Genomic DNA, 21,114 nt, shown 5'->3' with positions numbered 1-21,114 from the left:
GGGACGGCGGTCAGCCGACCACCGAGACCGGTGCGGGCTCTGCCATCGCCGGCTTGCGCGGCACCCTCGTGGCGCGGACACCAAGCCCCGCCGCGGCCAGAGTCGCCAGCGCCCACCACACATAGGACGCGCCGACGAGTTGACGCCACCAGGCGGCGGTCGACTCGTGGTGTTTGGGAAGCACGTTGATCGGTGCCCACATCATCAGGGCCAGCCCGGCCGCGGCCACGACGGCCAGCGCGGCGCTGCGACGCCACCAGGCCACCGACGCCGTCACCAACACGGCGGGCAGCATCCAGACCCAGTGGTGTGACCACGACACCGGCGACACCACCAAGCCGAAAACGGCGATACAGATCACCGCGAGGGCGGGTTCACCGGCATCCAGCACCCGCCGGGCCGCCCAGATGGTCACTGCCAGCACCAGCAAACACCCGGTCACCCAGAGCGCGAACCGGAGATCCGCGCCCAGACCCAGCCGGGCCAGCACTCCCGCGATGTTCTGGTTGGTGTTCAGATCGGGGGAGCCGATCCGGTCGGTCTGGTGCACCGTGCGGGTCCAGTATTCCCACGAGTCGTCCCAGGCCATGGCGAACCCGACCAGGGTCGCCGCGGCGAACGAGCTCACCGCGGTCAGCACCGCTCGGACGTCACCCCGGAGAACGAAATACAGCAGGAACACCGCCGGGGTGAGTTTGAGCGCGATGCCGATCCCCAGCAGCGCCCCGCGCGGCCAGGCTGTGCGGCCGGGCATGCAGTCGGCGATCACCAGCGTCATCAGGACGACGTTGATTTGCCCGTAGGCGAAGTTCGACCGGATGGGTTCCAACAGGATCGCCGCTGCCGCCACGATCAGCACCGCCAGCCAGCATCGGCGCAGCCAAGCCGGCCCGGGGGCGATCCGGGACGTGGCCCACACGTCGAGGCTGCTCAGCACGATCAGCGTCGAGACGATCAACAGCGTCAACGTGGTCAGCGTGATCGCCGCGCTGGCGGCCGGCAAGCCCAGCCAGGCGAACGGAGAAAACGCGATGGCTGCCAACGGGGGATAGGTGAACGGCAGGTTGAGCCCGATCGGGGTGCGGAACAACACCCCGTCGGCGTAGAGCGGATGATTGTTCAGCCAAGCCTGCCCGCCCATCCGGTAGACGTCGATGTCGATGCGATAGCGCGCGCGCCAGAGCAGCTGCCACGTCGCATAGCCCAGCATCGCCGCGGCCGGCAGACTCAGCAATCCCCACCCGGCGGTTCGCGCCATGGTGACTCGCCCGCGCCCACCGCCCTCGTCGGGCGACCGCCCCGGGAAGGATAGGAAACTCATGTCGGACAACAGCCTATCGGGAGCCTATCGGGAGCCTATCGGTGCCGCTCGGGCCGCGCGGTGGCGCGTCGAAGCAGGGTACTTTCTGTAGGGTGCTCCGCTGGTTGCAGGATGACATCATCGGTAGCGGCCGGCTGCCGCTGCTGTGCTGCCTTGTCGCATTCATCCTGACCTTCTTTGTGACCCGGACCTTCGCGCGCATAATCCGTCGTCGCACCGAGTTGGGTCTACCGGCGAAATGGTGGCAGCCGCGCAACATCTACATCGGGTCCAAACACATCCACCACGTGGTGGTCGGCGTGGTGTTGGTGATGGTGTCCGGCGTGACCATGGTGAGTATGGCGGTCAACCGCAACGAGCTGCAATTCACCTTAGTCGCAACGGTTTTCGGTGTCGGCGCAGCGTTGGTGCTCGACGAGTACGCGTTGATCCTGCACCTGTCCGACGTCTACTGGGAAGAGGATGGCCGCACCTCGGTGGATGCGGTCTTCGCGGCCGTCGCGGTGGGTGGACTGCTGGTGTTGGGGTTGCACCCGCTGATGTTCCTGCTCGCCCTTTTTCACGACACCCGTTCGCCGCTTCTCCAGGCCGTCGTCATTTCAGTGATCGTGCTGGCACTGCCGCTCGCGGTCGTCGTGGTGCTCAAGGGCAAGGTCTGGACGGGCCTGATCGGCATGTTCTTCGTCCCGCTGCTGTTTATCGGGGCGATCCGGCTGTCGCGACCGCACGCGCCGTGGGCCCGGTGGCGTTACACCACGCAGCGGGACAAGATGCGGCTTGCGCTGCAGCGGGAACGCCGGCTGCGCCGCCCGGTGGTCCAGGCCAAACTGTGGCTGCAATGCGCGGTCGCCGGCACGCCACAGCGTCCCGATTCGGGGTCGATCGATGCAGAGCTGGACCGCCGGGTGCACGCCGCGCCGCCACCGGCGGGCGCGGAGCCCGCGCTGGCCGTCGGCGAGAGCGGATGACCGGTCGCGTGCGCTACTTTTACGACACCGAATTCATCGAGGACGGCCGTACCATCGAGCTGATCTCGATCGGAGTGGCCGCCGAGGACGGGCGCGAATATTACGCCGTGTCCACCGAGTTCGATCCGGCCCGCGCCGGCAGCTGGGTGCGCGCCCACGTACTGCCCAAACTGCCGCCGCCGTCTTCGCAGCTGTGGCGTTCCCGCGCCCGGATCCGTACGGAATTGGAGGATTTCCTTCGCATCGAGGACGCTGAACCGATCGAGCTGTGGGCCTGGGTGGGCGGCTACGACCACGTGGCGCTGTGTCAGTTGTGGGGTCCGATGACCGCGTTGCCGACGGCGATACCTCGATTCACCCGGGAGCTGCGCCAGCTGTGGGAGGCGAAAGGATGTCCACCGATGCCGCCGCGGTCGCCGGAGGCACACGACGCGTTGGTCGACGCCCGCGACCAGCTGCGGCGATTCCGGCTGCTGACCGGCCAGCCGGAGGATAGCCGGGAGTGTTCGCCCTGATGACGGACTTATTACGGCCGGAAGCCACCCGGTTACGATAGACGGGTGAACTGGACCGTCGACGTACCGATCGAGGCGCTGCCGTCGCTGCCGCCGCTGCCGGCTGATCTGCGGGCCCGCCTTGATGCCGCGTTGGCCAGGCCCGCCGCTCAGCAGCCGAGCTGGAGCGACGAAGAGGTCAAGCCGGTCCGCACGGTGCTGGAGAGCGTCCCGCCGGTGACGGTGCCGTCCGAGATCGCCCGGCTGCAGGACCTGCTGGGTCAGGTCGCCCGCGGTGAGGCGTTTTTGCTGCAGGGCGGCGACTGTGCGGAGACGTTCGTCGACAACACCGAACCACACATCAAGGGCAACATCCGGGCATTGCTGCAGATGGCGGTGGTGCTGACCTACGGGGCCAGTGTTCCGGTGGTCAAGGTGGCCCGTATCGCCGGGCAGTACGCCAAACCGCGGTCGGCCGACATCGACGCGCTGGGGCTGCGCTCCTACCGCGGCGATATGGTCAACGGCTTCGCCCCGGACCCCGCGGCCCGCGAGCACGACCCGTCGCGGCTGGTACGGGCCTACGCCAATGCCGGCGCGGCGATGAATTTGGTGCGTGCGCTGACCTCCTCGGGTTTGGCGTCGCTGCATCTGGTCCACGACTGGAACCGGGAATTCGTGCGAACCTCCCCGGCCGGCGCCCGCTACGAGGCCCTGGCCACCGAGATCGACCGGGGTTTGCGGTTCATGAGTGCCTGCGGGGTGGCTGACCGCAATTTGCAGACCGCGGAGATCTACGCCAGCCACGAGGCGCTGGTGCTCGACTACGAGCGGGCTCTGCTGCGGCTGTCCGACGATCACGACGGTGAGCCGCGGCTCTACGACCTGTCGGCGCACTACCTGTGGATCGGGGACCGGACCCGGCAACTCGACGGCGCCCACATCGCGTTTGCCGAAGTGATCGCCAACCCGATCGGGGTCAAGATCGGACCCACGACCACCCCGGAGCTGGCCGTCGAATACGTCGAACGGCTCGACCCGCACAACATACCGGGCCGGCTGACGCTGGTGAGCCGGCTGGGCAACAACAAGGTGCGTGACCTGCTGCCGCCGATCATCGAGAAGGTGCAGGCCACCGGTCATCAGGTGATCTGGCAGTGCGACCCGATGCACGGGAACACCCACGAGTCGTCCACCGGGTACAAGACGCGGCATTTCGATCGCATCGTCGACGAGGTCCAGGGCTTCTTCGAGGTGCACCGGGCGTTGGGCACCTACCCCGGCGGCATCCACGTCGAGATCACCGGCGAGAACGTCACCGAGTGCCTCGGGGGCGCGCAGGAGATATCAGATACCGACCTGGCCGGCCGCTACGAGACCGCATGTGATCCCCGGCTGAACACTCAACAGTCCCTGGAGCTGGCGTTTCTGGTCGCCGAGATGCTGCGCGACTAAAAGTTGGTCAACCGAGGAGCCCGGCAAGGTTGCTGCCGAGGTTCCATGCCGCGGTGGCCGCCAGCCCGGTGACCGCCAGCACCACCGCGATCCAGAGCAGCGTCGCGCGCCGGGCGCGCTGACGGGCCAGCGCGAACTCGCCGCCGTCACGCGGCAGCCGCAGGGTGGGGTGGTGCACGAAGGTCCGGACTTCGCCGAGGTGGCTGGCGTGCCGCTGCGCCGAGCGGTGCTGCGCGGAGTTGCGCGGCGCGGGTACGCGAAACGGCGGCAGCGCCAGGTCGTCGGCGATCGCGTCCAATTCGGCGGCCATGGCGTGCGCATCGGCGTACCGATGGGCCGGGTCCCGCGCCGTCGCGCGCGCCACCAGCGCATCGAATTGGGGTGGCACACCGGCGATAGCCGTGCTGGGCGGCGGCACGTCGGCAACTAACCGCCGGTGTGCGATCGAGAGGACAGAGTCGCCGGAAAACGGCGGCCGCCCGGTGAGGAGTTCATAGGTCACGATCCCGGCCGCGTAGACATCACTGCGCGGCGTGGCGTTGCCGTCGCGCACCTGTTCGGGAGACAGATAGGCGGCGGTGCCGAGAATGACGCCGGCCGAGGTGATCCTGGCTGCCGCGACGGCACGCACCAATCCGAAGTCGGCAATTTTGACGTCGCCGTCGTCGGAGATCACTATGTTCTCCGGTTTGACGTCGCGGTGCACCAATCCGGCGCGGTGAGCGACGGCCAAGCCGCTCAGCACCGGCCGCAGCACGGCGGCCACCGCGTGCGGGGGCATCGGACCGCGCTCGGTCAGCAGCTCGCGCAGGGTGCCGCCTTCGATGAGCTCCATCACCAGAAACGGGGGCCGGGCATTGAGGCCGTGGTCATAGACCGCGACCAGACCAGGATCCTTGAGTCGGGCCAGCGCACGGGCCTCGAGCCGCAGGCGGGTCAGGAATTGCTCGTCACCGGCGTACCGCACATCCATCACCTTGATCGCCACCGGGCGATCCAGGCGGACGTCGACACCGCGGTACACCGTCGCGGTGCTCCCGGTGGCGATCTTGGCGAGGACCTGATATCGCCCCTCCAGCAGGGCACCGAGCAGGGGATCTGTCGCCGCGGCTGCCACGGGGCCATGGTAGGCGGCGATTTTCGTCCGAATCCCGCATTCCACGGGCCGGAATCGGTTCTAAACTGAGCGCGATGAGCAGTATTCCGGCCGGCGACGACGTCTTGGACCCTGACGAACCCACCTTCGGTCTGCCTGATGTCGCGAAGCTGCTGGGTGTGCCGGTGACCAAAGTTCACCAGCAACTGCGGGAGGGCCACTTGGTCGCGGTGCGGCGCGCCGGCGACGTGGTGGTGCCGCGCGTCTTTTTCACCGAGTCCGGCGAGGTGGTCAAAAGCCTGCCGGGGCTGCTGATGGTGTTGCACGACGGCGGCTACCGGGACACCGAGATCGTGCGTTGGCTGTTCACCCCCGATCCGTCACTGACCATCACCCGCGACGGCACGCGCGACGTCATCAGCAACGCCCGCCCGGTTGACGCCTTGCACGCCCACCAGGCCCGCGAAGTGCTGCGCCGCGCACAGGCTATGGCGTATTGAGGGGAGCTCGGTACAGCGTGTACCACGCAAGGAGCGCACAACTCGTGGCGATGCCGACGTGAAGCCAGGAATACATGCCGTGGGCGCCGTCGGGTCGAAAGATCACCATGATCCAGGTGGACACACCGGCGATCGCCGCGATCGCCGGCCGCGATTGGGCCAGCGGAGCGACCACCGCGAGTGACCAGGTGTAGTACCAGGGCAGCGCGGCGGGCACGAACAACACCACGATCAGCATCGCCCAGGCGATGCCGGTGAGCACCTCGCGGTCGTCGTGGCGGAACCGCCACCATAGCAGCGGCAGTGCGACGGCAATGATCACGATCCCGGCGATCCGGGTGACGTGCAGCACCGCGTAAAAGTTCACGGTGACGAACCAGCTGCCGACGGCGTGCACCAGATTTGCCGCGGCAGTGGGTACGGTCAACCAGTTGATGATCTTCACCGAGCCGGCCAGCGCGGTCATCCAGCCCAGTCCCACGCCCGCCACGGCGGACAGCGCCGCGAACACGGCCACCACGATCACCACCGTCGCGGCGATGGCCACCGCGAACGCCGGCAGCGCGCGGTATCCCCGTCGGTCCCGGACGTCACGCATCCACACCCAGATCAAAAACGGCAACACGATCCCGGCGGTGGCCTTGACCGCAACCGCGACGGCGACCAGCGTGATGCCCGCGGCCCGGTGGCGCTCGAAGGTCTGCGCTATCCCGGCGGCCATCAGACCCACCATCAGCATCTCGTTGTGCACCCCACCCATCAGGTGGATGATCACCAGCGGGTTGAGCACGCAGATCCACAGCGCGGTCGGCCCGTCGGCGTCGAGATGGCGCGCGATCCGGGGCGCCGCCCAGATCAACAGCGCCAGTCCGGGCAGCATGCACAGGCGCAGCAGCATGGTTCCGGCGATCACGTGATTGCCGACCACCACCGTGACGAGTTTCGCGATCAGAATGAACGCCGGACCATACGGTGCGGTGGTGATCGTCCAAATAGGACTGACGTTGTCCAACAGGGCGTTCGGGTTCTCAACCGGACCGACGGCATAGGGGTCCAGGCCGTCGCGCAGCAGCGCGCCCTGGGCCAGATAGGAGTAGGTGTCGCGGCTGAAGACCGGCACCGAGGCCAGCAGCGGGAGCAGCCAAAAACCGGTGGTGACTATCAGGGTGTACTCGCTGACGCGGCGGGCGATCACTCGGCGGCCCAGCGCCAGCCACGCGATCAGCAGCAACGCGACACCCGACCACAACATCACCGAGGACACCACCAGGCCGTGGCCGAATCGCAACCAGGACAGGTGGATCGCCTCCAGCAGCGGGTCGTGCGGCTTGGTGCTGCCGGCGCCGAGCCCGCCCACGGTGATCAACACCGAACCCAGGCAGCCCAGCAGGGCGGGACGCGCTTCGGGCGACGCGGCGAATTCTCGAAGGCGCGACAGATGTCGCACCACGCCGGCAGTCCAGCCGACGGGCGGTGCTGATGGGGGAGCGGACACGGGACTTAGGCGACTCGGGCGGTGGCCAGCCTGGCCAGTGCGGAGAGTCCGGTTCGAGCCTCGGCGTGGATCGGCGCGGTGGCCAGGGCGGACATCGCACGTCGGGTCAACCGCTCGATGCGGTCCTCCACCGCGGCCAGCGCGCCCACCGCGTCGATGGCGTCGCGTAACTCCCGTACCTGCGCCTCGGTCAGGTCGGTGCCGATCGAGCGGCGCAACAGCTCGGCGGCCGCCGGATCTGACGCATCGGCCAACTGCAACGCCTCGGCCAGCAGCACGGTGCGTTTGCCACAGCGCAGGTCGTCGCCGGACGGCTTGCCGGTGACCGCCGGGTCGCCGAAGACGCCCAGTACGTCGTCGCGTAGCTGGAACGCCGCCCCCAGGTCGGTGCCGACGTCATGGAAAAGTGCCTGAACGTCAGGCCGGTCCGCGGCGGCGGCCACACCCAACTGCAGCGGTCGCGACACGGTGTAGGACGCGGTCTTGAACACGTTGACCCTCAGTGCTGACGCGACCGACTCCGCCCCGCTGGCCTCGGCCACGATGTCCAGGTACTGACCGCCGAGCACCTCGGCGCGGACAACGGCCCAGACGTTGCGGACCCGGCGGCGTGCATCAGGCGCCAGTTCCGCGTCGGCGACGATGTCGTCGGCCCAGGCCAGCGCCAGGTCGCCGAGGAGGACCGCCGCCGAGATCCCGAACCGCTCGGGCGATCCGCGCCAGCGGCGGTTGCGGTGCAAGTCGGCGAACTTCACATGGGTAGCCGGCCGACCGCGACGGGTCGCCGAACCGTCGATGACGTCGTCGTGCACCAGCGCGCAGGCGTGCAGCAATTCCAGTGCGGAGAACAACCGGGTCACCTGGGCGTCGACTTCTTCGGTCGTCACCGCGCGCCAGCCCCAGTAGGCGAAGACCGGTCGCAATCGCTTGCCGCCGTTGAGCACGAACTCTTCCAGGACCGAGATCAGGTGCTCGACGTCGGCTCCGATGTGCGCGCAGCCGCTGCGGCGATCGTGCAGATACGACCGCAGCGCTTCGGTGGCGGCATCGGCGAACCCCACTGTTGCCGCTGCTTGGACGTTCAGCGCAGCGCCCCTTTCTGCGTCGTGCGGCGCCGGGGCTCATACCGGGTCCGCAGTCCATTTAGCCTAATGGGCCGTGCCGCGCGGCCGCGCACGGATGCAGCGCAGACCGGTTGCTTCGACAGGCTCACCAGCGGACCGCCTATATGCTGAGGCGGTGACCCGGTCCAGGGCGCCCCACCGCATAGGAGCGATTTGACGTTCAACACCGTTGCGTTCGAATTGGTGCCGCCCAATGTGGATCGCGGCCCGCAGCAGGCGATCGAGGATGCTCGCAAACTGCTGGAGTTTTCCGCCGAAGTCGGCCTCGACGGGCAGATCAAGCACGTGATGATGCCCGGGATGATCGCTGAGGAAGGTGACCGGCCGGTCGAGATGAAGCCGAAGATGGACGTGCTGGATTTCTGGTCGACGATCAAGCCGGAGTTGCCCGGGGTCGGCGGATTGTGCACCCAGGTCACCGCTTTCACCGACGAGTCCTCGCTGCGTCGGCGGCTCGTGGATCTGGTCGACGCCGGGATCGAGGGCGTGGTGTTCGTCGGCGTGCCGCGCACGATGCACGACGGCGAAGGCTCTGGTGTCGCGCCCACCGACGCGCTGTCGATCTATCGCGACGAGGTGCCGCACCGCGGGGTCATCCTGATCCCCACCCGCGAGGGCGAACAGGCCAGGTTCGGCTTCAAATGCGACCAGGGTGCCAACTTCGCGTTGACCCAATTGCTGTATTCCGATGCCGTCGTGCACTTTCTGAGCGACTTCGCCAAGCGCACGGACCATCGACCGGAGATCTTGCTGTCGTTCGGGTTCGTGCCGAAGGTCGAAAGCCGGGTCGGTCTGATCAACTGGCTCATCGGCGACCCCGGAAACCCCGTGGTCGCCGACGAACAGGCGTTCGTCAAGAGGCTGGCGAACACCGAGCCCGGCCGGCGGCGCACGCTGATGGTCGATTTGTACCAGCGGGTGATCGACGGCGTCGCCGATCTCGGCTATCCGCTGAGCATCCATCTGGAGGCGACCTACGGTGTTTCGGCCGCGGCGTTCCAGACGTTCGCCCGCATGCTCGACTACTGGTCGCCGGTGTCCGGGCCGTGAGCGCGGTTCTAGTCGTGCGACCGCTCCCACGGTTCGTCGAACCGAGGCGAGCGGTCCCGGGACAGCCAGGCTAACAGCGCCACCAGGCCGGCCACCGCGAAGGCCGACAGCCCGAGCCGCACCGCGGCGCTGTGGAAGGCACGGGTGCTGGGATCGGTGCAGCGCGCCTGGGCGGTCATGGTGTTGACGACGCCCGGCTTGAGCCGCCAGCGCACCACGTCGTCGCCGACGCGCGTGCCGTTGGTCGACGTCACCGGTCCGGGGAAGGCCACGGTCAGCTCCACGTCCGCGTCGGGGTCGGTCAACGTGGTCAAATCCGCCCGGCCCTCCAAGATCACCAGGTCGCCGGCTCTGCGCAGGGACAGGTTCACACCCGCGGCGTCGGGATTCATGTCTGCCAGCTGCGGCAGCTCGGCAAACGTCAAGTCCGAGAACACCGCCTGCGAGCCCACATAGCCGTCGTGGTCGTATTTGGAGATCGCCACCTTCTGGCCGAACGGCAGATTGGGGTCCAGTTGCGGCCCGGCATCCTTGTCGTTGCGGGGTTTGACCGCGGCGATGACCTCTCCGGAGACCAGGTCGTCGGGCGAGATGGTGATCGACGCGGTCACCCGCAGGCATCCGGCGGCCAGGGGGACCACCGCCAGCAGCATGAGGATCGCCGGTAATCGACTTCGGCGGGCGGGAAACGGCCGGCATCGGGCGCGCACCAGGCCATGGTGCCAGACCGAGTCGCCGCTGCTGCTACGCCGGGGGCAACGCCCGCTACAGCGGCAGTCTGCGCCCCAGGATGGCGAACGGCCGCGGGTCTCCGGCGAAGTGGTAGCCGCGGATGATGTCGGTGAATCCCAGCCGCCGGTACAGCCGCCACGCTCGGTTGGGCTTGTCCCCGGTTTCCGGCGTCGACAACAGCACGTTGGCCTCGGCGCGACCGGCAAGCAGTCGGCGGGTCAACGCTTCCCCCAGTCCACGGCCCTGTGACCGCGGATGGATGTGCAACTCGGTCAACTCGAAATAGCTCGACATCAGCCTGGCGATGTCGGCGCCGGGACGGCCGACGCGTTGCAAACCCACTACCACCTGCTGCTGCCACCACTGGTCGGGCGCACCGCAGTAGCCGTAGGCCACGCCCAGCAGCGGCGCATTCCCGAGCACGGCGGGCGACGGTGTCTCGCCGGTCCGGCAGTCCACCTCCACGGCAGCCACCGCCTGCCAGCCCGGCCTTCGAGTGTGCTCCAACCACATCGCGGCGCGCTGGTTCTCGGTGCCCCGGGGATATCCCATCGCATGGACATACACGCCCAGGGCGTCGGCGAGACGCCGTTGCATGTCGTGCGGCGACAAGTCGATGACGAATGTCGCCAACTTGGGTGACCTCCTGCTGATCTGAGCACCGTCGCTTTCGCTATTATCGGGGTACGCGGTACGCCTGGAATAGCAACGGGCCGGGCTGGAATCAGCTGACGAACCGGTGGTACAGCGCGGGTCGACCTCGTATCATTTGAGTTAGTTGTCCACCAACGGGCATCCAGTCGGCAAGGAGGGACGAATGCCACTCTCCGATCATGAGCAGCGGATGCTCGACCAGATCGAGAACGCTCTCTATGCCGAAGACCCCAAATTCGCCTCCAGCGTGCGGGGCGGGGGATTGCATGCGCCGACGGCCCGACGTCGGCTACAGGGGTCGGCGCTGTTCGTCATCGGTTTGGGCATGCTGGTTTCCGGCGTGGCGTTCAAGGCCACCATGATCGGAACCTTCCCGATCCTTTCCGTCCTCGGGTTCGTCGTCATGTTCGGCGGCGTGGTGTTCGCCATCACCGGCCCCCCGCTTCCCGGCCGGCGGGACGCCGGACCGCGCCCGCGTCGAGTCAAGGGCACCGGTAGTTCCTTCACCAGTCGCATGGAAGATCGGTTCCGTCGCCGCTTCGACCAGTAACGTCGAGGCCCGAAGAGGCAGCCTGGCGCGGCTGCCTCTTTTTTCTGCCCGATCCGGGGGCGCTGCCCACGGCGATTTCGTCGCCGGTGAAGCCTGACCCGATTCGGCTAGCACCGAGCCCCACTCCGCCCCACTTCGGCGTCCCACGGTAGGGCCGTCCCTTGGCATTATCCATGTTGATCTGCTGATTTCTTCGGCACCAACCCTGGTCTCGCACGTTCCCCGCACGTCTGCTTCGCCGGTGCAGACGGGTCCAAATCACCTTGTTACCGAAAAGATGAGGCCATAGATGGAGCAAAGTGGGGAATTGTGGGGTATGGTGGCTGAAGTCGTGAGGTTGAGCGCAGGCTCTCCCCGTCGCAGGAGGTGGCCGGATGTTTCTGGGCACCTACACGCCCAAACTCGACGACAAGGGGCGGCTCACGTTGCCCGCGAAGTTCCGCGACGCGCTGGCAGGAGGGTTGATGGTGACCAAAAGTCAAGATCACAGCCTGGCCGTCTACCCGCGTGCGGAATTCGAAGAGCTCGCACGCCGCGCCAGCAAGGCATCGCGAAGCAACCCCCAGGCGCGGGCATTCCTGCGCAACCTCGCCGCTGCCACCGACGAGCAGCATCCCGATGCGCAGGGCCGTATCACGTTGTCGGCCGACCACCGCCGTTACGCCAACCTCACCAAGGACTGCGTGGTGATCGGATCGGTGGACTACCTGGAGATCTGGGACGCTCGGGCCTGGCAGGACTACCAGCAGACCCACGAAGAAGACTTCTCCGCAGCCAGCGATGAAGTACTCGGCGGCATCATCTGAGGTGGCTACCCGTGCACCGTGGTCTCTGCCCGAACCGACCCTGACGTACTTCCCCGACGCCAGGTTCGCGCCCTCGGACAGGGACCTCGGTGCGCGGGTCACCCGCCGGGTTCGGGCTCATCGGGGAGGTGGTGCCGTGCCGCAAGACACCGGCGATTTCGGGCATATGCCCGTGCTGGCCGAGCGCTGCGTGGCACTGCTCACCCCGGCGCTGACCCGCCATCACCCCAGCGGAGCAGGCGCGGTGCTGGTCGACGCCACCATCGGTGCAGCCGGGCACGCCGAGCGATTCCTGTCCGGGCTGCCGGGGTTGCGGTTGATCGGGCTCGATCGCGATCCGAACGCGCTGGAGCTTGCGCGCCGGCGGTTGGCGCGTTTCGCCGACCGGGTCACCCTGGTGCATACCCGCTACGACGGCATCGCCGCCGCGCTCACCGCAGCCGGTTATGCCGGCGCAGTGGACGCGGTGCTTTTCGACCTCGGTGTGTCGTCCATGCAACTGGACCGTGCCGAGCGGGGATTCTCCTACGCCCACGACGGGCCGCTGGATATGCGGATGGACCCCGAGTCCCCGCTGACCGCCTCAGACATCGTCAACACCTACGACGAGAAGGCCCTCACCGATATCCTCCGCCGCTACGGCGAAGAGCGGTTCGCCCGCAGCATTGCCGCCGGCATCGTCCGCCGGCGCGGGCACACCCCGTTCACCACGACCGCTGAGCTGGTGGCGCTGGTGTATCGGGTGATCCCGGCTCCGGCCCGGCGGACCGGCGGGCATCCGGCCAAGCGCACGTTCCAGGCGCTGCGGATCGCGGTCAACGGCGAACTGGACTCGTTGACCGCTGCGCTGCCCGCAGCGCTGGAGGCGCTTGCCGTCGACGGGCGTATCGCCGTGCTGGCGTACCACTCGTTGGAGGACCGCATCGTCAAGCGGGCGTTCGCCGCCGCCACCGCGTCGGCTACCCCGGCCGGTCTGCCGGTCGAGCTGCCCGGGCACGGGCCGCAGTTCACGGCGTTGACGCGCGGCGCGGAACGCGCCGGCGACGCCGAGGTCCTGCGCAATCCGCGCAGTGCCGGAGCGCGGCTGCGGGCCGTGCAGCGGGTCGAGCCCAAACATCGGGCAGCAAGGAGGGGCATCGATGCCGGCTAAACGTGAATCGGCGCGTGAATCGGCGCGCCATCGCGACGGCGAGCGACGGCGCGGCTCCGCACACCCCGGGCACCGGACCGCCGAGCCGATGTCGCGACGCCGCTCCCGGCCACGGCCGGGGAAGGCGTCGGCTCCTGCCCGGGAACCACGAACGCCACGGTCCGCCCCGCAAACCGCTCCCATGCCGCGGCCGGCCGAGCGATTGGCCCGCCCCACGACCACCAGCCAGGCCAAGGCCCGGGCCAGGGCACGGAAAGCCAAGGCCCCCAAAGTGGTTCGTCGACCCTTGCGGGAGCGGCTGCTGAGCAGGCTGGCGGCGATCGACCTGAGCCCGCGCACCCTGGCCAGCAAGGTGCCGTTCGTGGTGCTGGTCATCGGTGCTCTGGGCGTCGGGCTGGGTGTGACCTTGTGGCTGTCCACCGACGCCGCCGAGCGGTCCTACCAGTTGGGCAGCGCCCGCACGAAGAACCAGCTGCTGCAGCAGCAGAAGGAGGCTCTCGAACGCGACGTGCGGGAGGCCCAGGCGGCGCCGGAATTAGCCGAGGCCGCCCGCAACCTGGGAATGATCCCGTCGAAGGACGCCGCCCATCTGCTCCGGGATCCGGCCGGCAACTGGGTGGTGGTCGGGACGCCCAAGCCGGCCGAGGGCATACCGCCGCCGCCGCTGAACACCAAGCTGCCCGACGACAAGCCGCAACAACCCGGCAAGCCGGTGCTGCCGCCGGCCCCGCCGGTCAATCCGGTGGAGGTACCGATGCTGGTATCGCCGGGACCCGGCACGGCGGGCATTCCGGCAGCCGGACCCGAGGTGCTGGTCCGCGACCCCGACGGGGCCACGACGCTGGGCACCCAGCACCTGTCGGGCCGCCCGGGTGCCGCCACCGCGCCGGACCCCGGGCCGGCTGCGGCTCCGCCGCCCGCCGGGCCCGTGAACCCTGCTGGCGGCGTCGCACCCGCTCCGCCGGGTCCGTTCGCGGCAACGCCGCCGGGCGGTGAGCAGTTCGGTCCGCTGACCGCCGCGACTCCCGGTGCGGCCCGATGAGAACGGCCCATCCCGCACGGCCCGCCAGGGCGCCGAAAGGACCACCGCGGCCAAGGACCACTGCCCCGGGGCATTCGGCACGGGACCGGCGTACCCGCCAGGCCGTCGACGTGCCGGTGGCCGGCGCGTCGTTCGCATTCCGGCACCGAACCGGCAACGCGGTGATCTTCCTGGCGTTGATCGTGGCGGCCGCCCAACTGTTCTACCTGCAGGTGCCGCATGCAGCCGGTTTGCGCGCCGAGGCAGCCGGCCAACTCAAGGTCACCGATGCCGAAAAAGCCGTGCGCGGCAGCATCATCGACCGTAACAATGCTCAACTCGCCTTCACCGTGGAAGCCCGCGCGCTGACGTTCCAGCCACGCCGGATCCGCAAGCAGCTCGCCGAAGCCAAACACAAGGACCCCGGCGCCCCGGATCCGCAGCAGCGGCTGCACGACATCGCCGTCGAGGTCGCGACTCGGCTCAACAACAAGCCCGACGCGGCCACCGTGGCGAAAAAGCTGCGCAGTGACCAGACGTTCGTCTATCTGGCCCGCGCCGTCGATCCGGCTCTCGCCAGTGCGATCACCGCGAAGTACCCCGAGGTCGGCGCCGAGCGGCAGGACCTGCGCCAGTACCCGGGCGGATCACTGGCCGCCAACATCGTCGGCGGCGTCGGCTGGGACGGGCACGGGCTGCTGGGCCTGGAGGACTCGCTGGACGCCGTGCTGGCCGGCACCGACGGCTCGATCACCTACGACCGCGGCTCCGACGGGGTGGTGATCCCCGGCAGCTACCGCAACCAGCACCGGGCGGTCAATGGTTCGACCGTGCAGCTCACCGTGGACAACGACATCCAGTTCTACGTCCAGCAACAGGTGCAACAGGCCAAGAACGCCTCGGGCGCCCGCACCGTCTCGGCCGTCGTGCTCGATGCCAAGACCGCTGAGGTGCTGGCGATGGCAAGCGACAACACCTTCGACCCGTCGCAGGACATCGGGCGACAGGGTGACAAGCAGATGGGCAACCCGCCGGTGAGTGCACCGTACGAGCCCGGATCGGTGAACAAGATCGTCACCGCCTCCGCCGTCATCGAATACGGCCTGAGCAACCCCGACGAGGTGCTGTCGGTGCCCGGCTCGATCCACCTGGGCGGCGTGGACGTCCACGATGCCTGGGCGCACGGCCTGGCCCGGTACACCACCACCGGGGTGTTCGGCAAGTCGTCCAACGTGGGCACCCTGATGTTGGCCCAGCGAGTCGGCCCGCAACGGTTTTTCGACATGCTGAAAAAGTTCGGCCTGGGTCAGCGCACCGGTGTCGGACTGCCCGGCGAGAGTGCGGGGCTGGTACCGCCGATCGATCAGTGGTCGGGCAGCACCTTCGCCAACCTGCCTATCGGGCAGGGGCTTTCGATGACCTTGTTGCAGCTGGCCGGGATGTATCAGGCGATTGCCAACGACGGGCTGCGGATCCCGCCACGGGTCGTGAAGGCGACGATCGCGCCGGACGGCAGCCGCACCGAGGAGCCGCGGCCCGACGGTGTGCAAGTGGTATCGGCGCAGACCGCGCACACGGTGCGCGACATGCTGCGGGCGGTGGTGCAGCGCGACCCGACGGGCGTCCAGCAGGGCACCGCCCCGCAGGCCGCGCTCGACGGTTATCAGGTCGCCGGCAAAACGGGGACGGCCCAGCAGATCAACCCGGCCTGCGGCTGCTACTTCGACGATGTCTACTGGATCAGCTTCGCCGGTATGGCACCGGCCGACGACCCGCGTTATGTCATCGCCGTCATGATGGACAATCCGCACCGCGCCGCCGACGGCTCGCCGGGAACCTCGGCGGCGCCGCTGTTCCACACCCTCGCCTCCTGGCTGATGCAGCGTGAGGATGTCCCGCTGTCACCCGATCCCGGGCCGCCGTTGACGCTGCAGGAGCTGTAGCGATCGGTGCATGGCGCCGTGCTCCCGGCAGTGTCGGGCGACAGGTTTCGCCGACGCGGCGAACGTTACGCTAGCGTCACGGCGGCCGGCGAGCGTGACGCCACCGTCACGGCCGCCAGGCCCCAACCGTGACCGCGTCCTATGCGCCGGGAGCAACCAGGCAACCCTGGATAAGGTGTCATCGCTGACAGCAGACGGAGGTGATGACGGTGCCCACTGCGCTGCGGCCCGGCGCCGGTCCGGGGGTGTTGTTGTCGGCGCTGGCCGCCCAGGTTGGCGCGGTGTCCGCGGCCGGGTCGCCCGCCGGCGGGGCAATCCCCGACCTGCGGGTCACCGGGGTGACGCTGCGAGCCCAAGACGCCCTGCCCGGTGATCTGTTCGCGGCCCTGAGCGGCACCTCGACGCACGGTGCCCGCTACGCGGGCGCGGCGGTGGAACGCGGCGCCGTGGCGGTGTTCACCGATGCGGCCGGGGTGGCGGAGTTGGCCGGCTGCCGGCCCGGCTCCGTCCCGGTGCTGGTTCACCCGGCGCCGCGCAGAGTGCTCGGCGAACTGGCGGCCACGGTCTACGGCCACCCGTCCCAGCGGCTCGTCGTCGTCGGGATCACCGGAACCTCGGGCAAGACCACGACGACCTATCTGGTCGAGGCCGGTTTGCGGGCGGCCGGGCGGACGGTGGGTCTGATCGGCACCATCGGCGCCCGTGTCGACGGCGCCGAGGTGCCCAGTGTGCTGACCACCCCCGAGGCGCCTGCACTGCAGGCCCAGCTCGCGGCGATGGCCGCAAGCGGGGTCGACACCGTCGTGATGGAGGTGTCCAGTCACGCCCTGGCGCTGGGCCGAGTCGACGGTGTCCGCTTCGCGGTGGGCGGTTTCACCAACCTGTCCCGCGACCATCTCGACTTCCACGGGAGCATGGCCGAGTATTTCGAGGCCAAAGCGCGGTTGTTCGATCCGGCCTCGCCGCTGCACGCCCACACCGCGGTGGTCTGCGTCGACGACGACGGCGGTCGCGCGATGGCCGCTCGGGCCGGTACCCCGATCACCGTCAGCGCCGCCGGTCATGCCGCCGACTGGCGCGCCGAGGACGTGGCCGCCGACGCCGCCGGCAGCGAGTTCACCGCGGTCGACCCGGCCGGGGTGCACCATCGGGTGGGAATCCGATTGCCCGGCGGCTACAACATCGCCAATGCGCTTGTCGCACTGGCCATTGTGGATTGTCTAGGAGTTTCGCCGGAGCAGGCGGCGGTGGGGCTGCGTGACGCGACCGTCCCGGGGCGCTTAGAGCAGGTCGATTGCGGCCAGGACTTTTTCGCGCTGGTCGACTACGCCCACAAGCCGGGCGCGTTGCGCGCGGTGTTGCACGCCGTTCGCCGTCCCGGCAGCCGGCTGGCAGTGGTGTTCGGCGCCGGCGGCGACCGCGACCCCGGCAAGCGGGAGCCCATGGGCAGGATCGCCGCCGAGCTGGCCGACCTTGTCGTCGTCACCGACGACAACCCGCGCGGGGAAGACCCGGCGGCGATTCGCCGCGAGATCCTGCGCGGCGCCGCGGGCGCCGGCAGCGCCGCGGCCATCGTCGAGATCGGCGACCGGCGGGCGGCCATCCGGTATGCGGTCGGCTGGGCGGGCCCGGGCGACGTGGTGCTGATCACCGGCAAAGGGCACGAAACCGGGCAGAGCGCGGCCGGGCAGACCCGCCCGTTCGACGACCGCGTCGAGCTGGCCGCGGCTCTTCGGGAGCGGGCGTGATCGATCTGACCGTGGCCCAGATCGCCGATATCGTCGGCGGGCGGCTGGCCGGCATCACCCCGCAGGCCGCCGCCGAGCTGCACGTGACCGGCACCGTCGAGTTCGACTCGCGCCGGGTCACGCCCGGCGGCTTGTTCGTGGCGCTCCCGGGCGCCCGCACCGACGGGCACGACCACGCCGCCGCGGCGGTGGCGGCCGGCGCGGTCGCCGTGCTGGCCGCCCGTCCGGTCGGGGTGCCCGCGATCGTGGTCGCACCGCCCGTCCCCGACCCGTACGCAGAAGGTCGTGCCGGGGTTCTCCGGCACGACACCGACGGGTCGGGTGCGGCGGTGCTGGCCGCGCTGGCCAAACTGGCGTCGGAGGTGGCGACACGCCTGGTCGAAAAGGGGCTGACCATCGTCGGGATCACCGGCTCATCGGGCAAAACCTCGACCAAGGACCTGCTCGCCGCGGCGCTGGCGCCGCTCGGAGAGGTGGTGGCACCGCCGGGCTCGTTCAACAACGAGCTGGGCCACCCCTGGACGGTGCTGCGTGCCACCGAAAGCACCGACTACCTGGTTTTGGAGCTCTCGGCCCGCCGTCCGGGCAATATCGCCGCACTGGCGGCTATCGCCCCGCCCACAGTCGGCGTGGTGCTCAACGTCGGCACCGCGCACCTGGGCGAGTTCGGCTCCCGGCAGGCCATCGCCGAGACCAAAGCCGAATTGCCGCAATCTGTTCCACGATCCGGCGCGGTCGTCCTCAACGTCGACGACCCGGTGGTGGCTGCGATGGCCGACAAAACCGCCGCCCGGGTAATCACGGTCAGCCGCGCCGGACCGGCCGACGTCTGGGCCGGCCCGGTGACCCTCGACGAACTGGCCAGGGCATGCTTCACGCTGCACGCCGGTGACTGCGCCGCCCGGGTGCAACTGGCCGTACACGGCGACCACCAGGTCAGCAACGCGCTGTGCGCGGCGGCGGTCGCGCTGCACTGCGGGGCCGGAGTCGAGCAGGTGGCGGCCGCGCTGGCCGATGCGCATCCGGCGTCAATGCACCGGATGCAGGTGACAACCCGCGCCGACGGGGTGACCGTGATCGACGACGCCTACAACGCCAACCCGGATTCGATGCGGGCCGGTCTGCAGGCGCTGGCCTGGATGACCCGGGGGGGGCGGCGCAGCTGGGCGGTGCTCGGCGAGATGGCCGAACTCGGCGACGACGCGATATCCGAGCATGACCGCATCGGCCGGCTGGCTGTGCGCTTAGATGTGTCTCGACTCGTTGTCGTCGGAATGGGGAGGGCTATGAGCGCCATGCACCACGGTGCGGTCATGGAGAGCTCGTGGGGGGCCGATGCTGCCAACAGGGCCAGCCTCGTCGCCGACGCCGAGGCTGCCCTGGCATTGTTGCGGGCCGAACTGCGGCCGGGGGATGTGGTGCTGGTCAAGGCCTCCAACTCGGCCGGGCTGGGGGATCTTGGCGATGCGCTGATCGCCGACGCTGAGCCGACGGGCCGCGTCCCCCCTCGGGCGGCACGCCCGTTGCCGACGGACCGCGGCCGATGATCGAAATCCTCGTCGCCGTCGCGATCGCGCTGACGGTGGCCATCATGCTGACCCCGGTGCTGATCCGGCTGTTCACCAGGCAGGGCTTCGGACACGAGATCCGCGAGGACGTGCCGCCGACCCACCACACCAAGCGCGGCACCCCGTCGATGGGCGGGGTGGCGATCCTGGCCGGAATCTGGTCGGGCTATCTGGGCGCCCACGTCGTCGGCCTGGCGTTGCAGGGTGAGGGCCCGTCCACATCCGGTCTGCTGGTGCTGATGCTGGCCACCGTGCTGGGTGCCGTCGGATTCGTCGACGACCTGATCAAAATCCGCCGCTCGCGCAACCTCGGATTGAACAAGACCGCCAAAACGGTCGGACAGATCGGCGCCGCTGTGCTGTTCGGTGTGCTGGTGATGGGATTCCGCAACAACGACCTCGCCCCGGCCAGCCCCAGCTTGTCCTATGTGCGTGAGATCGCGACCGTCACCTTGGCACCCCCGTTGTTCGTCTTGTTCTGCGTGCTCATCGTCTATGCCTGGTCGAACGCAGTGAACTTCACCGACGGCCTGGACGGCCTGGCCGGCGGCGCCATGGCGATGGTCACCGCCGCCTACGTGCTGATCACGTTCTGGCAGTACCGCAATGCCTGCGCCACCGCACCGGGGCTGGGCTGCTACAACGTGCGCGATCCGCTGGATTTGGCGCTGGTCGCCGCGGCGACCGCGGGCGCCTGTATCGGTTTTCTGTGGTGGAATGCCGCTCCGGCCAAGATCTTCATGGGTGACACCGGCTCGCTGGCGCTGGGCGGCATCATCGCGGGACTGTCGGTGTGCAGCCGCACCGAACTGCTTGCGGTGGTGCTCGGCTCGTTGTTCGTCGCCGAGATCACCTCCGTTGTGCTGCAGATCCTGGCATTCCGCAGCACTGGACGGCGGATGTTCCGGATGGCGCCGTTCCATCACCATTTCGAGCTGGTCGGCTGGGCGGAGACCACGGTGATCATCCGGTTTTGGTTGCTGACCGCGATCAGTTGTGGGCTTGGTGTGGCGCTGTTCTACAGCGAGTGGCTGGCCGCCACCGGCGGTTGACGTGACCGGCCTGCATCCGCTTGCTCCCGGCGCCCCGGTGTTGGTCGCCGGCGGTGGGGTGTCCGGCCGCTCGGTGCTGGCAGCGCTGGGCACGCTCGATGTGGCGGCGACGCTGTGCGACGACGACCCGGCTACCCGGCAACGCCACGCCGACGCGGGAACACCGGCGGTGAGCCCGTCGAGCGCCGCCGCCAACATCACCGACTACGCCCTGGTCGTCACCAGTCCCGGCTTCCGGCCGACGGCGCCGGTGCTGGCCGCCGCCGCGGCGGCCGGGGTGCCGATCTGGGGGGACGTCGAGCTGGCTTGGCGGCTCGACGCTGTCGGTCACTACGGGCCGGCGCGGCGCTGGCTGGCCGTCACCGGCACCAACGGCAAGACCACCAC

19 protein-coding genes and 1 pseudogene are annotated in these 21,114 nt (G+C 69.0%); 14 read left to right on the top strand and 6 right to left on the bottom strand.

The window, feature by feature from the left end; all coding sequences use genetic code 11:
- Positions 1 to 10: 10 nt before the first annotated feature.
- Complete coding sequence (locus F6Q13_RS11950; RefSeq protein ID WP_293056610.1) at positions 11 to 1,258, bottom strand: glycosyltransferase 87 family protein; 1,248 nt, start codon at positions 1,256 to 1,258, stop codon at positions 11 to 13.
- A gap of 155 nt (positions 1,259 to 1,413) precedes the next feature.
- Here F6Q13_RS11950 and F6Q13_RS11945 point away from each other — a divergent pair, with 155 nt between their 5' ends.
- From F6Q13_RS11945 to F6Q13_RS11935, 3 genes are read left to right on the top strand one after another with little or no spacing between them, the layout of a single operon-like run.
- Positions 1,414 to 2,289 carry a hypothetical protein gene (locus F6Q13_RS11945; RefSeq protein ID WP_293056582.1) on the top strand — a complete coding sequence of 292 codons (876 nt, stop codon included), beginning with the start codon at positions 1,414 to 1,416 and terminating at the stop codon, positions 2,287 to 2,289.
- Between the two features lie 8 nt (positions 2,290 to 2,297).
- Positions 2,298 to 2,804: a polyadenylate-specific 3'-exoribonuclease AS gene (locus tag F6Q13_RS11940; protein WP_293056608.1), complete on the top strand. Its 507-nt coding sequence runs from the start codon at positions 2,298 to 2,300 to the stop codon at positions 2,802 to 2,804.
- A 45-nt stretch (positions 2,805 to 2,849) separates the two neighbouring features.
- Positions 2,850 to 4,238 (top strand): class II 3-deoxy-7-phosphoheptulonate synthase, encoded by a 1,389-nt coding sequence (locus F6Q13_RS11935; RefSeq protein WP_293056580.1) that lies wholly within the window; start codon positions 2,850 to 2,852, stop codon positions 4,236 to 4,238.
- Between the two features lie 7 nt (positions 4,239 to 4,245).
- Here the strand turns inward: F6Q13_RS11935 and F6Q13_RS11930 are convergent, their stop codons facing one another.
- Positions 4,246 to 5,355: a protein kinase gene (locus tag F6Q13_RS11930; RefSeq protein ID WP_293056578.1), complete on the bottom strand. Its 1,110-nt coding sequence runs from the start codon at positions 5,353 to 5,355 to the stop codon at positions 4,246 to 4,248.
- Between the two features lie 74 nt (positions 5,356 to 5,429).
- Between F6Q13_RS11930 and F6Q13_RS11925 the strand changes: the two genes are divergently transcribed.
- Positions 5,430 to 5,834, top strand: a complete 405-nt coding sequence (locus F6Q13_RS11925) for an Rv2175c family DNA-binding protein (protein ID WP_293056575.1) — start codon at positions 5,430 to 5,432, stop codon at positions 5,832 to 5,834.
- Here F6Q13_RS11925 and F6Q13_RS11920 read toward each other — a convergent pair.
- Together F6Q13_RS11920 and idsA2 are read right to left on the bottom strand one after the other, a co-directional pair.
- Positions 5,821 to 7,329 carry an alpha-(1->6)-mannopyranosyltransferase A gene (locus F6Q13_RS11920; protein WP_293056573.1) on the bottom strand — a complete coding sequence of 503 codons (1,509 nt, stop codon included), beginning with the start codon at positions 7,327 to 7,329 and terminating at the stop codon, positions 5,821 to 5,823. The genes F6Q13_RS11925 and F6Q13_RS11920 overlap by 14 nt on opposite strands.
- A 5-nt stretch (positions 7,330 to 7,334) precedes the next feature.
- Positions 7,335 to 8,390, bottom strand: a complete 1,056-nt coding sequence (gene idsA2 / locus F6Q13_RS11915) for a bifunctional (2E,6E)-farnesyl/geranyl diphosphate synthase (RefSeq protein WP_293056571.1) — start codon at positions 8,388 to 8,390, stop codon at positions 7,335 to 7,337.
- A gap of 216 nt (positions 8,391 to 8,606) precedes the next feature.
- Between idsA2 and F6Q13_RS11910 the strand changes: the two genes are divergently transcribed.
- Positions 8,607 to 9,503: a mycobacterial-type methylenetetrahydrofolate reductase gene (locus tag F6Q13_RS11910; RefSeq protein WP_293056569.1), complete on the top strand. Its 897-nt coding sequence runs from the start codon at positions 8,607 to 8,609 to the stop codon at positions 9,501 to 9,503.
- An 8-nt stretch (positions 9,504 to 9,511) separates the two neighbouring features.
- Here the strand turns inward: F6Q13_RS11910 and F6Q13_RS11905 are convergent, their stop codons facing one another.
- Positions 9,512 to 10,156 (bottom strand): DUF3153 domain-containing protein, encoded by a 645-nt coding sequence (locus tag F6Q13_RS11905; RefSeq protein ID WP_293056567.1) that lies wholly within the window; start codon positions 10,154 to 10,156, stop codon positions 9,512 to 9,514.
- A 112-nt stretch (positions 10,157 to 10,268) separates the two neighbouring features.
- Entirely contained in the window at positions 10,269 to 10,868 is a 600-nt protein-coding gene (locus tag F6Q13_RS11900; protein WP_293056565.1) for an N-acetyltransferase, read from the bottom strand.
- Positions 10,869 to 11,052: 184 nt separating this feature from the next.
- Here F6Q13_RS11900 and F6Q13_RS11895 point away from each other — a divergent pair, with 184 nt between their 5' ends.
- The 9 genes and pseudogenes from F6Q13_RS11895 to murD all read left to right on the top strand — a co-directional run.
- Positions 11,053 to 11,439, top strand: a complete 387-nt coding sequence (locus F6Q13_RS11895) for a DUF3040 domain-containing protein (RefSeq protein WP_293056563.1) — start codon at positions 11,053 to 11,055, stop codon at positions 11,437 to 11,439.
- A 374-nt stretch (positions 11,440 to 11,813) separates the two neighbouring features.
- Positions 11,814 to 12,245 carry a division/cell wall cluster transcriptional repressor MraZ gene (gene mraZ / locus F6Q13_RS11890; RefSeq protein WP_293056561.1) on the top strand — a complete coding sequence of 144 codons (432 nt, stop codon included), beginning with the start codon at positions 11,814 to 11,816 and terminating at the stop codon, positions 12,243 to 12,245.
- 136 nt (positions 12,246 to 12,381) lie between these two features.
- A complete protein-coding gene (gene rsmH, locus F6Q13_RS11885) occupies positions 12,382 to 13,395 on the top strand; it encodes a 16S rRNA (cytosine(1402)-N(4))-methyltransferase RsmH (RefSeq protein WP_293056559.1) in 1,014 nt (337 codons plus the stop codon).
- On the top strand, positions 13,385 to 14,437 hold the full coding sequence (locus tag F6Q13_RS11880) for a hypothetical protein (RefSeq protein ID WP_293056557.1): 1,053 nt from the start codon (positions 13,385 to 13,387) through the stop codon (positions 14,435 to 14,437). Before rsmH ends, F6Q13_RS11880 begins: the two co-directional genes overlap by 11 nt.
- Positions 14,434 to 16,359, top strand: coding sequence for a penicillin-binding protein 2 (locus F6Q13_RS11875; RefSeq protein WP_293056555.1), 1,926 nt, complete (start codon positions 14,434 to 14,436; stop codon positions 16,357 to 16,359). The genes F6Q13_RS11880 and F6Q13_RS11875 overlap by 4 nt, the downstream gene beginning before the upstream one ends.
- Before the next feature lie 203 nt (positions 16,360 to 16,562).
- The gene (locus F6Q13_RS11870; RefSeq protein WP_293056553.1) at positions 16,563 to 18,107 is read left to right on the top strand and encodes a UDP-N-acetylmuramoyl-L-alanyl-D-glutamate--2,6-diaminopimelate ligase; all 1,545 of its coding nucleotides are present in this window, start codon (positions 16,563 to 16,565) and stop codon (positions 18,105 to 18,107) included.
- On the top strand, positions 18,104 to 19,654 hold the full coding sequence (gene murF / locus F6Q13_RS11865; RefSeq protein ID WP_293056550.1) for a UDP-N-acetylmuramoyl-tripeptide--D-alanyl-D-alanine ligase: 1,551 nt from the start codon (positions 18,104 to 18,106) through the stop codon (positions 19,652 to 19,654). The genes F6Q13_RS11870 and murF overlap by 4 nt, the downstream gene beginning before the upstream one ends.
- The gene (mraY, locus tag F6Q13_RS11860) at positions 19,651 to 20,727 is read left to right on the top strand and encodes a phospho-N-acetylmuramoyl-pentapeptide-transferase (RefSeq protein WP_293056548.1); all 1,077 of its coding nucleotides are present in this window, start codon (positions 19,651 to 19,653) and stop codon (positions 20,725 to 20,727) included. The genes murF and mraY overlap by 4 nt, the downstream gene beginning before the upstream one ends.
- Before the next feature lies 1 nt (position 20,728).
- Positions 20,729 to 21,114: pseudogene (murD, locus tag F6Q13_RS11855) on the top strand (UDP-N-acetylmuramoyl-L-alanine--D-glutamate ligase); the annotation flags it as partial.

The sequence above is a fragment of the Mycobacterium sp. genome (genome assembly GCF_008709575.1).
GTDB lineage: Bacteria > Actinomycetota > Actinomycetes > Mycobacteriales > Mycobacteriaceae > Mycobacterium.
This window is presented reverse-complemented; position numbering and strand designations above follow the sequence as displayed.